The 13,007-nt window shown below is 40.7% G+C and carries 13 protein-coding genes, 1 tRNA gene, 1 other RNA gene and 1 other annotated feature; of the genes, 11 read left to right on the top strand and 4 right to left on the bottom strand.

What is annotated here, in order from left to right:
- Nucleotides 1-113 precede the first annotated feature (113 nt).
- Nucleotides 114-1,079 (bottom strand): YaaC family protein, encoded by a 966-nt coding sequence (locus tag ACFVSH_RS17470; RefSeq protein ID WP_387707095.1) that lies wholly within the window; start codon nt 1,077-1,079, stop codon nt 114-116.
- A 111-nt stretch (nt 1,080-1,190) separates the two neighbouring features.
- Here ACFVSH_RS17470 and guaB point away from each other — a divergent pair, with 111 nt between their 5' ends.
- The 4 genes from guaB (at nt 1,191) to ACFVSH_RS17450 (ending at nt 6,006) form a co-directional block, all read left to right on the top strand.
- The gene (guaB, locus tag ACFVSH_RS17465) at nt 1,191-2,654 is read left to right on the top strand and encodes an IMP dehydrogenase (RefSeq protein ID WP_063236531.1); all 1,464 of its coding nucleotides are present in this window, start codon (nt 1,191-1,193) and stop codon (nt 2,652-2,654) included.
- A 173-nt stretch (nt 2,655-2,827) separates the two neighbouring features.
- A complete protein-coding gene (locus ACFVSH_RS17460; protein WP_260288902.1) occupies nt 2,828-4,147 on the top strand; it encodes a D-alanyl-D-alanine carboxypeptidase family protein in 1,320 nt (439 codons plus the stop codon).
- Nucleotides 4,148-4,216: 69 nt separating this feature from the next.
- Nucleotides 4,217-4,441 (top strand) — a binding site (T-box leader).
- A 63-nt stretch (nt 4,442-4,504) separates the two neighbouring features.
- The gene (serS, locus tag ACFVSH_RS17455; RefSeq protein WP_387605014.1) at nt 4,505-5,782 is read left to right on the top strand and encodes a serine--tRNA ligase; all 1,278 of its coding nucleotides are present in this window, start codon (nt 4,505-4,507) and stop codon (nt 5,780-5,782) included.
- A 131-nt stretch (nt 5,783-5,913) separates the two neighbouring features.
- A tRNA-Ser gene (locus ACFVSH_RS17450) sits at nt 5,914-6,006 on the top strand.
- 121 nt (nt 6,007-6,127) lie between these two features.
- Here the strand turns inward: ACFVSH_RS17450 and ACFVSH_RS17445 are convergent.
- The 3 genes from ACFVSH_RS17445 to ACFVSH_RS17435 all read right to left on the bottom strand — a co-directional run bounded on the left by ACFVSH_RS17445 (nt 6,128) and on the right by ACFVSH_RS17435 (nt 8,162).
- Nucleotides 6,128-6,799, bottom strand: coding sequence for a deoxynucleoside kinase (locus ACFVSH_RS17445; protein ID WP_076373259.1), 672 nt, complete (start codon nt 6,797-6,799; stop codon nt 6,128-6,130).
- Nucleotides 6,777-7,436 (bottom strand): deoxynucleoside kinase, encoded by a 660-nt coding sequence (locus ACFVSH_RS17440; RefSeq protein ID WP_387707094.1) that lies wholly within the window; start codon nt 7,434-7,436, stop codon nt 6,777-6,779. Before ACFVSH_RS17440 ends, ACFVSH_RS17445 begins: the two co-directional genes overlap by 23 nt.
- 180 nt (nt 7,437-7,616) lie before the next feature.
- Nucleotides 7,617-8,162 carry a cysteine hydrolase family protein gene (locus ACFVSH_RS17435; RefSeq protein ID WP_387707092.1) on the bottom strand — a complete coding sequence of 182 codons (546 nt, stop codon included), beginning with the start codon at nt 8,160-8,162 and terminating at the stop codon, nt 7,617-7,619.
- Nucleotides 8,163-8,302: 140 nt separating this feature from the next.
- Here ACFVSH_RS17435 and tadA point away from each other — a divergent pair, with 140 nt between their 5' ends.
- From tadA to ACFVSH_RS17400, 7 genes are all read left to right on the top strand, one after another.
- A complete protein-coding gene (tadA, locus tag ACFVSH_RS17430; RefSeq protein ID WP_387707090.1) occupies nt 8,303-8,809 on the top strand; it encodes a tRNA adenosine(34) deaminase TadA in 507 nt (168 codons plus the stop codon).
- Nucleotides 8,810-8,954: 145 nt separating this feature from the next.
- Nucleotides 8,955-9,219, top strand: an RNA gene (gene ffs, locus ACFVSH_RS17425) — signal recognition particle sRNA large type.
- Between the two features lie 183 nt (nt 9,220-9,402).
- The gene (gene dnaX / locus ACFVSH_RS17420) at nt 9,403-11,091 is read left to right on the top strand and encodes a DNA polymerase III subunit gamma/tau (RefSeq protein WP_387605011.1); all 1,689 of its coding nucleotides are present in this window, start codon (nt 9,403-9,405) and stop codon (nt 11,089-11,091) included.
- Nucleotides 11,092-11,112: 21 nt separating this feature from the next.
- Nucleotides 11,113-11,430 (top strand): YbaB/EbfC family nucleoid-associated protein, encoded by a 318-nt coding sequence (locus ACFVSH_RS17415; protein ID WP_076373267.1) that lies wholly within the window; start codon nt 11,113-11,115, stop codon nt 11,428-11,430.
- Nucleotides 11,431-11,490: 60 nt separating this feature from the next.
- A complete protein-coding gene (gene recR / locus ACFVSH_RS17410) occupies nt 11,491-12,087 on the top strand; it encodes a recombination mediator RecR (protein ID WP_034316264.1) in 597 nt (198 codons plus the stop codon).
- Nucleotides 12,088-12,107: 20 nt separating this feature from the next.
- A complete protein-coding gene (locus ACFVSH_RS17405; RefSeq protein WP_260288908.1) occupies nt 12,108-12,326 on the top strand; it encodes a YaaL family protein in 219 nt (72 codons plus the stop codon).
- A gap of 109 nt (nt 12,327-12,435) precedes the next feature.
- The gene (locus tag ACFVSH_RS17400) at nt 12,436-12,699 is read left to right on the top strand and encodes a pro-sigmaK processing inhibitor BofA family protein (RefSeq protein WP_192207387.1); all 264 of its coding nucleotides are present in this window, start codon (nt 12,436-12,438) and stop codon (nt 12,697-12,699) included.
- Nucleotides 12,700-13,007 lie beyond the last annotated feature (308 nt).

Raw genomic sequence — 13,007 nt, 5'->3', positions numbered from 1 at the left:
GTTTCCCCCTGTGAGAGTAGGACGCCGCCAAGCCATTTAAAAAGATCAGCCATCCAGCTGGTCTTTTTTCGTCATTCGGGGCAGATCAATCGACCAATTGGATGTTGGGAGGATCAAAAGTGGAACCTCTCCGACTTAATCCATTCAAAAATTAAAAATGGCACCTTAGCTTGGCTTATTTTAAGGAATTGCACAATGCAAGGGTAATCATCATTGGGCATGGTTTTCATCATTTCTGCCCACCATTCTGTTTCATAACGAGCTATTATGCTAAGGTTATAAGAAATCAAATAATGGATCAAAAGTTCAGGTAATGAAAAAGCTGACGAATCTTTATTGAGTGATAGCATGAACTGTCTTTCCGCCAAATTATACCGTATTGGGGAAGAAGCATTATGAATAGGAATGCCATCAGTTTTTAAATGCAGTGTCCCAGGCGCTTCTGAAATATTGTAAACTTGATTCGTTTTAGCTTTCAAAAATTCTTCCAATCGACTGCTGGTCATTTGATAGCTATCCAATGTCGTTGAGGGCAGTTGAAAACCATTTGAAGAGGGTAACATGGTGACGAAATTTTTCTTGGAAATTGACCATGTAAAATTTTGCATATCCGGTATTTCCTTTATCAGCGTCCCCATGGAAAATTTTTCACCCTCCAAATGCTTGATATGAAATAACTTCTCGGCAATGCAGGTGAAAAGTCCGTTCTTTTGCGTTTTAACTTCATCCTTTAAAAATTCATATTGTTGTTTTTTCTTCTTTCTCGTAGTAACCCCATGGGCAAGCATCGAGGTTGATTCCGGATAGTTGGGATCGATCGTGAGCAGACAAGCCTTTAACAATTGGGCGAATCCATAAAATGTTAGGATCGGTTGTATGGAAAGTGGTGCAATGGCAGCCTGATTATAATAAGTTTTAGCATGTTCAAGATGGTAAATAAATGGATAACAATTATCATAACTTTTTATTTCCGCTTCTGCTATTTTTTCATGCGTGTAACATTTTTGTAAAAAAAGTTGTGAGGAAGATGCGGAAAAAAAAGGTGTATATTTATCGAAATTATCATTGTTTTCAGGCATTGCAGCGATCCTCCGAATTAATAGAATAATCAAACTTTTATTTCTCTTCTTGACAGTAGTATGTCCTATTGATAACCTACAAATAATATTTTTAAGCAGGAGGGGAAAATAATGTGGGAAAATAAATTTGCAAAAGAAGGTTTAACCTTTGATGATGTCCTATTAATTCCAGCGAAATCAGAGGTTTTGCCGAAAGATGTTAACCTTCAAGTCAACTTAGCTGAAAACTTAAAGCTCAACCTTCCTATCATCAGTGCAGGAATGGATACCGTGACAGAAGCTGAAATGGCAATTGCCATGGCTCGTCAAGGCGGATTAGGTATCATTCATAAAAATATGTCTATAGAAGCACAAGCTGAACTGGTGGATAAAGTAAAACGTTCAGAAAGCGGTGTAATTACCGATCCATTTTTCTTAACGCCGGATCACCAGGTATTTGATGCAGAGCATTTAATGGGTAAATATCGCATTTCGGGTGTTCCTGTAGTCAACAATATAGAGGATCAAAAACTTGTGGGTATCATTACAAACCGTGATTTGCGATTTATTTCCGATTTTTCCTTGAAGATTTCCAGTGTCATGACTGTAGAGAATCTGGTCACAGCGCCAGTGGGAACTAACTTGGAACAAGCAGAGAAGATTCTTCAAAAGTACAAAATTGAAAAGCTTCCCCTTGTAGACGATAATGGAGTCCTTAAAGGACTTATTACGATCAAGGATATCGAGAAAGTCATTGAGTTCCCGAATTCGGCGAAAGATAAGCAAGGAAGATTACTTGCAGGTGCTGCAGTCGGAGTGACTAAGGATACAATGAAGCGTGTTGAAATGCTAGTTAAGTCCCATGTCGATGCAATTGTACTTGATACTGCTCACGGTCATTCAGAAGGCGTTCTTGAAATGGTGAAGGAAATCCGCGGGACATATCCTGAATTGACGATCATTGCCGGTAATGTGGCAACGGCTGAAGGGACTAAAGCACTGATTGAAGCGGGTGCCGATGTAGTCAAAGTTGGAATCGGGCCAGGGTCAATCTGTACGACAAGGGTTGTAGCTGGTGTAGGTGTTCCGCAAATCACGGCAGTTTTCGATTGTGCGACAGAAGCAAGAAAACATGGTAAAACGATCATCGCTGATGGCGGAATTAAATACTCTGGTGATATCGTTAAAGCCCTGGCTGCAGGCGGACATGCAGTAATGCTTGGCAGCATGCTTGCAGGTGTAACTGAAAGCCCAGGCGAAACGGAAATTTTCCAAGGCCGCCGTTTTAAAGTGTATCGGGGTATGGGCTCTGTTGCTGCAATGGAAAAGGGATCTAAAGATCGTTACTTCCAAGAAGATAACAAGAAATTCGTACCGGAAGGCATCGAAGGGCGCCTGCCATATAAAGGACCTCTTTCAGATACCATTTTCCAACTGATTGGCGGCATTCGCTCAGGTATGGGATATTGCGGCACAGCCACATTGGAAGAGTTGAGAGAAAACTCTCAATTTGTCAAAATGACCGGTGCCGGGTTAAGGGAGAGCCATCCTCATGATGTCCAAATTACCAAAGAAGCACCGAACTACTCAATGTAATGAATTTAACATATAATCGTCATTAAAATTTATTATTAAAATAGACAGAGTCTGCGATTACTCTGTCTATTTTTTTTATTTTTTCTGTGATAAACTAGACAAGGTGTCAAGGGAATTACATAAAGTTTCTTCTTTGTTATAGAGATTAGCTTAAAAGTTGGAGGTATTGGAAATTGAAAAAAATCAGCAAGATGACCCTCATTTTTACTTTTGTTTTAGTTCTTGTTATGTCGCAATTTGCCTATCAACCGGGGGAAGCTGTTGCTGAATCTGATAATTTAGGTTTAAAAGCAGAGGCAGCCATCGTCATTGATGGTGAAACAGGACAAATCGTGTATGAAAAAAATGCCGATAAAGTATTAGGGATTGCATCCATGTCTAAAATGATGACCGAGTACATCATAATGGAGTCAATCAAAAATGGGAAAATCAGTTGGGATCAAAAAGTTAAAATAAATAAATACGTACATGACCTTTCAAAAGCACCCAATTTGTCGAATGTTGGGTTAACGGAAGGTGAAGATTATACAGTTAAGGAACTATATCAAGCTATGGCCGTCTATTCCGGAAATGCGGCAACAGTGGCTTTAGCACAGTTGGTTTCCGGAAGTGAAAAGAGCTTCGTTAAGTTAATGAACGAAAAAGCAAAGGAATTAGGCTTGAAACACCATAAATTCGTTAATGCCAGCGGTTTGAACAACTCCGATTTATTAGGACAATATCCTTCTGGTAATGAAGATAGTGAAAATATCATGACAGCAAAAGATACTGCCCTTCTTGCTTATCGTTTAATAAACGATTATCCTGAAGTGTTAAAGATCGCCAGCATTCCTAAATTGAAGTTCCGTGATGGAAAAGAATATCCGAACTTCAACTGGATGTTACCAGGTCTGATATTTGAATATAAAGGCGTAGATGGACTGAAAACGGGTTCTACCGACTTTGCCGGTTATGGACATACAGGGACGGTTATCCGGGACGGTCAGCGCTATATCACGGTGGTTATGAAGTCCACTAATAAAAACGAACGTTTTGCAGATAGCACTAAGCTTATGAACTATGCTTATGCAACCTTTAAAAAGGAAAAAGTCCTTCCTGCCAATTACCAGGTGAAAGGGAAAGAAACACTTTCAGTAGTAAAAGGTAAGGAAAAAAACGTTAAGATCCAATCTGAAAAGGCAATCGAGCTACTTGTTGAAAATGGTGAGAAAGATAACTATAAAACAGATTTAGTGATCGATAAAAACAAATTGAATGATGATGGTAAGCTTACTGCACCAATCAAAAAAGGTGAAAAGCTAGGTTACATCACAGTCACTCCTAAAAAAGGAGAAGATTACGGGTACATTAACGGCGATCCGGTTAAGGTGAACGTCGTAGCTGCTGAATCTGTTGAAAAGGCAAACTGGTTTGTATTATCAATGCGAGCAGTTGGCGGATTCTTTGGTGACGTATGGAGCAGTGTAGCTTCTACTGTTAAAGGCTGGTTTTAAGTTTCGTGTATAAAACGGTTGCGTAATGTGTAAAATTATAGTACATTATGGAAAACAATCTGATTATATAAGAAAGCAATGACAGGATATAGTAACAAGTATTTCTTTCTATAGAGAGCCGATGGCTGGTGGAAATCGGTGTGAGAGTTTTGTGAATCCCTCCTGGAGCAGAGTATGGAAAGCCTTTTGGGTCAGTAAATACTTTCGGTTAAAAGCCGTTATTAAGATAAGTGGTAGGCGTTTTTCATACGCCTTCAACTAGGGTGGCAACGCGGGTTAACTCTCGTCCCTTTTTCAGGGGACGGGAGTTTTTTGCGTTCTTTGATAAATCATCAAACTATTAAGGAGGAACTGAAAATGTTGGATTTGAAATATGTAAGGAATAATTTTGAAGAAGTGAAGCGTGTATTGCAATTTAGAGGAGAAGATTTGACCGATTTAGGTAAATTCGAGGAACTGGATGTAAAGCGTCGGACTTTGATTGCTGATACGGAAAAGCTGAAAAGCGAAAGAAACGAAGTTTCACAGCAAGTGGCCGTATTGAAACGGGAAAAAAAGGACGCAGATCAGTTGATTGCCGAAATGCGTGAAGTTGGTGACCGTATCAAAGGGTTCGATGATGAACTTCGTGAAGTGGAAGCCCAGTTAGAAACATTACTTCTTTCCATTCCGAATATTCCACATGAAAGTGTGCCTGTTGGTGAGACGGAAGACGATAATGTCGAAATCCGTAAATGGGGAGAGTTACCGGAATTCAAGTTTGAACCGAAACCGCACTGGGATGTAGCTGGAGATCTAGGCATCCTGGATTTTGAACGGGCAGCAAAAGTGACCGGAAGCCGATTTGTATTTTATAGGGGTCTTGGTGCTCGATTAGAGCGTGCTTTAATTAGCTTTATGCTGGACCTTCATGTTGAGGAACACGGATATGAAGAAATGCTGCCGCCATATATGGTGAACCGTGCAAGCATGACGGGAACAGGTCAATTGCCAAAATTCGAAGAGGATGCTTTCCGTATCGAAAGTGATGATTACTTCTTGATTCCTACAGCCGAAGTCCCGGTGACAAACTTCCATCGTGATGAAATCATGAGCACGGACGATCTGCCGATAAGCTATGCGGCATACAGCGCTTCATTCCGTTCAGAGGCAGGATCTGCTGGTCGTGATACCCGCGGGTTAATTCGTCAGCACCAATTCAATAAAGTTGAATTAGTGAAGTTCGTGAAGCCGGAAGATTCTTATGCAGAATTGGAAAATCTCACAGGTCATGCCGAAAAGGTCCTTCAATTGCTAGGCCTTCCATACCGAGTGCTGAGCATGTGTACGGGAGATCTTGGATTCACTGCTGCTAAAAAGTATGATATCGAGGTTTGGATCCCGAGTTATGGGACGTACCGAGAAATTTCTTCTTGCAGTAACTTTGAAGCATTCCAGGCTAGACGGGCCAATATCCGCTTCAGACGTGATGTAAAAGGCAAACCTGAACATGTCCATACTCTAAATGGATCAGGTCTGGCAATCGGCCGTACAGTTGCTGCCCTTTTGGAAAATTATCAGCAGGAAGATGGCAGTGTTATCATTCCTGAAGTATTACGTCCATATATGCGCGGTGTGGAAGTCATTAAACCGTAAGTTAAAGGGAATCAGCTTCTGATTAAAGAGGCTGATTCTCCTTTTTATAAAAGTTTGAAATTATTTTAAAAAAACTTTATAGAGGGCTTGACTTTAATTTTAATTCCATGTAATATAATAAATGTTGATACGGAGGTATACCCAAGTCCGGCTGAAGGGATCGGTCTTGAAAACCGACAGGGGAGTCAAATCCCGCGGGGGTTCGAATCCCTCTACCTCCTCCATAACTTATTAATAACCACAGCGCATAAATTGGATATCGATAAATTCCGTTACAGATATGTAACGGAATTTTTGTTTTCTAATATATTAAAAAACCACCGGATAACCGGTGGTTTTTCTGTTTTACACATTTCGCAATAATTTGGTTTGCTCCATATATTCGGCAATCCGTTTTATAAGAGGTTCGATGCTTGCTTCATCCTGCATAAGGTCATATTCATTTATATTTAACCGAAGGACAGGGCAGGCGTTGAATTGATCGATCCATTCTTCGTAACGGCCGTGCATTTCCTGCCAATATTCAATTGGAGTATGCTGTTCCATTGGACGGCCGCGCTCTTGGATCCGGTCGAGGATATCATCCAGCGAACCTTCGAGATAGATAAGTAAATCAGGGTGCGGGAAGTATGGCGTCATTACCATGGCGTTGAAAAGGCTTGTATAAGTTTCGTAGTCCACATCATTCATCGTGCCTTTTTCATAATGCATTTTTGCAAATATCCCGGTGTCTTCATAAATGGAACGGTCTTGAATAAAACCGCCGCCATATTCGAAGATCTTTTTTTGCTCTTTAAAACGTTCAGCGAGGAAATAGATTTGCAGGTGGAAACTCCAACGATTAAAATCATCGTAAAACTTATCCAGATAGGGGTTCGTATCAACCTTTTCAAAGGATGTCCTGAATTGAAGGGCATCGGCTAAAGCATTGGTCATAGTCGATTTTCCTACGCCAACCGTCCCTGCTATCGTAATGACAGCGTTGTTTGGAATATTATATTTCTTTCGTAAGTTCATTTGACTTTACTCCTTTGTGCAGGGCATTCTCTATTTGGCTGATTATCGTTTTCAAATCATCCTTGTTCCCGACAAAATCCAGCTCATCTCCATTGAATGTAAGAACAGGTATGTCAGGGTGCTGTTTCTCAAATGCTTCCATGAACGTTCGATAATCCGCGGATAACTGCTCTAAATAAATGGAGGATATATTTTTTTCGAATTCACGACCTCTTTTGCCGATTCGGGAGATAAGAGTATCAAGACTTGCATTTAAATAAATCACCATATTAGGTTTAGGCATATCACGTGTTAAAATATTGAATATTTCAAGGTACTTATTGTATTGTCCGTTCTTTAACGTTCGTTCAGCAAATATCAAGTTCTTGAATATATGGTAATCAGCCACCACGGCTTGGTCATTAGTAAGATACTTTTTTTCGATATCTTCCAATTGTTTATACCGGTTACATAGAAAAAACATTTCTGTTTGAAAGCTCCACTCATCAATATCTTTATAGAATTTCCCGAGAAATGGATTTTCATCTACAATTTCCTTCAATAATGAAATTTGAAAATGATCTGCAATAATTTTTGCAAGTGATGTTTTTCCCACGCCGATTGGACCTTCGACGGTGATAAATGGGGTGGATTTCATCCAATCTGTCCTCCTTCATGAGGTATCAAGCTGAAATTCCCGGTTATTAGGTTTTTCGCCAAGAGATATTGTATCACAGACTTGGGACTTTAGTGATATTTTTGTCAGGTTGATAAAGAAAGAGAATGAAAGTTTGTTTATTGGAGGTGGCATGAGGTTAGTGCCTTATTCGATTGGTGCTTAAAAGTCTTCACCATCTTTTATGGATGCCTTGAGAACATGGTTCATCATCTTTAACGCGTAATGATTATCTTCCTTTGATGCAGAAGCGATGCAATCCTTCGGAATCCATAATTTATATTCCCGCATATAGGCGTCATTGGCCGTGAATAGCACGCAGATGTTGCCAGCTATGCCGGTAATGATCAGTGTTTCCACGTTTAAACGTTTAAGTAGTGTATGGAGTGCCGTCCCATAAAATGCGGAATGTTTCGGCTTGATGAGAAAGAATTCGTCCTGTTGGGGTTTTATCCTTTCGATTAATGAGGCATTTCCTTCATTTTTACATCTATCAATAATTTTATCGAAGTCAGCCTGCCATAAATCATAATGGTCGTTGATATAAATGATTGGAAAACCTTTTTCTTTCATTTGCTTTTTTAATTTCAAAATCGGATCGACGATAAGTTTCGTATGTTCAAGGAGCATATTCCCGTATTTGAAATCAAAATCATTGATCATATCAATGATCAGCAATGCAAAAGAAGGTGATTCAGGTCGATTCATGGTATATCCTCCTATATTGTGAGAATTTACTTGCAGCACGTAGGCCGCATGCGTTACTATTCATTAGAACAAGTAGTATGACCTTTATTTTTGTCTTATATTTGTCTGTTTACTCCTACTTTATATGAGGGGGTTTTTTTATGAAGGATGATGTTTATTACATGAATTTAGCCTTAAAGGAAGCAGAAAAGGCGCAGATGTTGAAAGAAGTGCCGATTGGCGCTTTAATCGTATTAGATGATCAAGTTATTTCGACAGGGCATAACCTGAGGGAAACGGAACAGAATGCGACGGCACATGCGGAGCTGCTTGCGATCAATGAGGCTTGCAAGGAACTTGGCAGTTGGCGCCTTGAAGATGCGACATTATATGTGACGTTGGAACCTTGTCCCATGTGTGCTGGGGCCATCTTGCAATCTAGGGTGAAAAGGGTTGTTTTTGGAGCGCATGATCCAAAGGCTGGCTGTGCGGGGACATTCATGGATTTACTTCAAGATGAACGCTTTAACCATCAATGTGATGTAACAAGCGGTGTATTAGGCGAAGAGTGCGGCTGGATATTGACTTCTTTTTTTAAAGAGCTTAGGGATAGAAAGAAAACTTTGAAAAGAGAGCAAGCACTCAAGATTGCCGAAGAAAATAAATAAGGAAAAACGAATGTTGAAAAAAAGGTTTGCTTCGTTTGATAAATTTGGAATCAAACTGTTCATGAACAACACTTGCGTTTTTTTTGTTACCTTAGTATAATGAATTATGCGTCGTCATGACGCTGTGAAATTGGTATTACTTTTGCCGTGCTAGACGGGGAGGTAGCGGTGCCCTGTACTCGCAATCCGCTCTAGCGAGGTTGAATCCCTTCTCGAGGTTAGCATTCTGTAGGGCCTGCCTTAAGTAAGTGGTGTTGACGCCCGGGTCCTGCGCAATGGGACTCCATGAACCATGTCAGGTCCGGAAGGAAGCAGCATTAAGTGGAAGTTCTCATGTGCCGCAGGGTTGCCTGGGTCGAGCTAACTGCTTAAGTAACGCTTATGGTTGCTAATCGACAGAAGGTGCACGGCAGTTATTTTACATAAACAAAAAACTCATTCGTATCGGGTGGGTTTTTTTTTATGCCAAGAAGGTAAAGTGCTTGGTACTCTTGAAAAAAATGAGGCAATGATGAAATTTCTTTTTAGGCTTTGAAATTAAGGAAATCAGTAATGTATAATAAACAAGATGGAGAAAAGAAGGAGGGATTTCCGTGGGGTATCAAGCATTATACCGGGTGTGGCGGCCACAACAATTCATTGATGTAGTCGGGCAGGAACATGTAACGAAAACGTTGCAGAATGCCTTGGTCGGGCAGAAGGTTTCGCATGCCTATTTATTTTCCGGTCCACGTGGAACAGGGAAAACAAGTGCTGCCAAAATTCTAGCAAAAGCAGTGAATTGTGAGCATGCCCCGATAAGTGAGCCCTGTAACGAATGTGCTACCTGCCGCGGAATCACCGATGGTTCCATATCAGATGTTATAGAAATTGATGCAGCATCCAATAATGGTGTCGAGGAAATCCGTGACATTCGTGATAAGGTTAAATATGCTCCTAATGCGGTTACATATAAAGTTTATATCATCGATGAGGTACATATGCTTTCACAAGGGGCTTTCAATGCGCTTTTAAAGACATTGGAAGAACCTCCGAAGCACGTGATTTTTATATTGGCGACGACTGAACCTCATAAGATTCCACTAACGATCATTTCCCGTTGCCAAAGGTTTGATTTTAAAAGGATCCAGCCTCAAGATATAGTTGGCAGGATGTCACAAATCATTGAAGAAACAGGTGTTTCATGTGATGAACAAGCCCTGCATATCATTGCAAGGGCAGCCGAAGGCGGGATGCGAGATGCACTAAGCCTTCTTGATCAAGCGATATCCTTCAGCTCGGAGACGGTTTCTGTGGAAGATGCATTGACTGTCACCGGCTCTGTGTCACAGGCATTTTTAAGCCGGCTGGCAAAAGCCATATATGATAAAGAAGTAGCGGTGGCACTTGAAGTCCTTGAAGAATTGCTGGCCATGGGAAAAGACCCGGCCAGGTTCATAGAAGACATGATTTATTATTTCCGTGACATGCTTTTGTATCAAACGGCACCGGCACTGGCAGAATCCTTCGAGCGTGTTTTAATAGATCCCCAATTTAAGGAATTGGCAGAAGTCATCTCTTCTGAATCGATTTACTCCATTATTGAAAGCTTCAATCAAACACAGCAGGATATGAAATGGACAAATCATCCAAGGATTTTCCTTGAAGTGGCACTTGTGAAGTTATGTAATGAGCAAAGGCCAAATCAAAGTGATAACGGGCAGCTTCAACAGCTGCTGCAGAAAATAGAAGATTTAGAGAAGAAATTACTCGAAATGCAGAAAAACGGCATCCCGGCAGCCATGACGGAAAAACCTGCAGAGCAGGCTAAGGCGCAAAGGGCCGTTAAAAAAGCGTATAAAGCACCTGCAGGAAAGATCAATCAAGTTTTGAAACAAGCTACGAAGCCAGATCTTAATGCTGTGAAAAGTAAGTGGGGGGAATTGCTTGAACAGTTAGGCCAGCAAAACCAAAAATCATTGGCAGCTTTATTAACGGAGGCAGAACCTGTTGCTGCGTCTACCGAAGCTTTTGTGGTAAAATTCAAATATGATATTCATTGTCAAATGGCAATGGAAAATAACCGTTTCGTGGAAGTGATAGCCTCGATCATGCAGCAATTGACCGGACACCGAATGGAGATAGCTGGAGTTCCGGAGAGCCAGTGGCAAAGGTTGCGGGAGGATTTCATATCGACACAGCAGTTCGACGGTCCAGAAGAAACGGAATCAAAAGAAGAAGACCCCTTTATAGCAGAGGCTAGAAAATTAGTCGGCGATGATTTACTTGAAATTAAAGAATAATTGGAGGTAAGAAGAATGGGTATGCGCGGCGGTAATATGCAGAACATGATGAAACAAATGCAAAAGATGCAAAAGAAGATGGCAGAGGCACAGGAAGAATTAGGTGAAAAAAAGGTTGAAGGAACTGCTGGCGGCGGAATGGTGACGGTCATCGTGACTGGACATAAAGAAATAGTCGATGTAGTCATCAAACCGGAAGTTGTCGATCCGGATGATATCGATATGCTTCAGGATTTAGTGCTGGCTGCGACTAACGATGCTTTGAAAAAGGCGGAAGAACTGACAAACCAAACGATGGGACAATTCACTAAGGGAATGAACCTTCCGGGTATGTTTTAAGCAAGTTCAAAAGAAACTTCCATTCAGGGGGTTTCTTTTGAAATTTTTAGGAGGAATTCGATGCATTATCCAGAACCAATTTCCAAGCTCATTGACAGTTTTATGAAATTGCCGGGGATTGGTCCTAAAACGGCTGCTCGATTAGCCTTTCATGTATTAAGCATGAAGGAAGATACTGTTTTGGATTTTGCAAAAGCACTTGTTAATGCTAAGCGGAATCTTATGTATTGCTCAGTCTGTGGTCATATTACAGATCAAGATCCCTGTTATATCTGCGAAGATCAAAAGAGGGACAGAAGTTTGATTTGTGTGGTTCAGGACCCTAAAGATGTAATAGCTATGGAAAAGATGAGAGAGTTCAATGGTTTATACCATGTACTGCATGGCAGTATTTCCCCGATGGACGGAATCGGTCCGGAAGATATAAATATTCCTGATTTATTAAAGCGCCTGCAAGATGAAACAGTGCTGGAGGTAATTTTGGCTACTAATCCTAACATTGAAGGTGAAGCGACAGCCATGTATATTTCGCGGTTGCTTAGACCATCAGGCATCAAAGTGACCCGAATTGCCCACGGACTTCCTGTTGGCGGAGATTTGGAGTATGCGGATGAAGTGACGCTATCAAAAGCAATAGAAGGAAGAAGAGAAATATAAGATAGCTGGGAGGACTTCACTTGTTCTTTCGTAAAAAAAAGAAACTTCGGAATGAATTCAATGATTCATTAATCGAAGAGCTTGAACATTTGAAATGGAATTGGCATAATCAAAAATCATTACTCGAAAAAAGCGTTGATCCATCTGAGGAAGTAATCGCCCAAGCGAGACTGGCGGAAGTGAAATATTTCTACCTATTCAGGGAAGTTAAAAGAAGGAATGTCCGCTTAAAAAGATGATTAGGAAATGGCTGTGAAGGATTACTGATCCTCATGGCCATTTTTTTCGGTTCTTAATCCATCGATTTCCTCATATAAGTGTAGTACAAGCTTGCGGGGAGGAATGAGTTTGGAACCAGTTGTCTTTGTTGCCGTAATTGGCGGCCTGATTGTAATGCTCCTCATTATCGGGGCGCCATTAAGACCTGTCCGGTTTATAGGGCAGGGGATTATAAAGGTCATTATCGGTGCAGCGTTTTTGTTCTTTTTGAATACACTTGGGAATCAAGCTGGCATTCATGTACCCATCAACCCTGTTACCTCGGCAGTCGCCGGCCTGCTTGGAATACCGGGAGTTGCCGCCCTGGCGGCCATTGGTTATTGGATCATTTAAAGGATATTGCGTCGAAGTCACTCTGATGAAGACCCCAAGGAATATCTCCTTGGGTTTTTCATCATGTTATAGTTTTTTTAAAAAAAACCAATTAAACCATTGACGATAACTCTTTAACCTGATAATATATTAGGAGTCGCCAATAACGACATTGTCAATTGCTCAATCGAAAAACAATTTGAAATAATTGTTGACAATAGGTTGAGTGAATGATAAGATAATAAAGTCGCTTACGAAGTAACGACAATAAATCGCTCTTTGAAAACTGAACAAAACAAAGCGCCAACGTTAAATTTTAAGTGAGCACA

The sequence above is a fragment of the Peribacillus sp. NPDC058002 genome (genome assembly GCF_042886655.1).
In the GTDB taxonomy this organism is placed as follows: Bacteria; Bacillota; Bacilli; order Bacillales; family DSM-1321; genus Peribacillus; species Peribacillus aracenensis.
The sequence above is the reverse complement of the archived record's forward strand: the minus strand, read 5'-3'. Positions and strand labels throughout refer to the sequence as shown.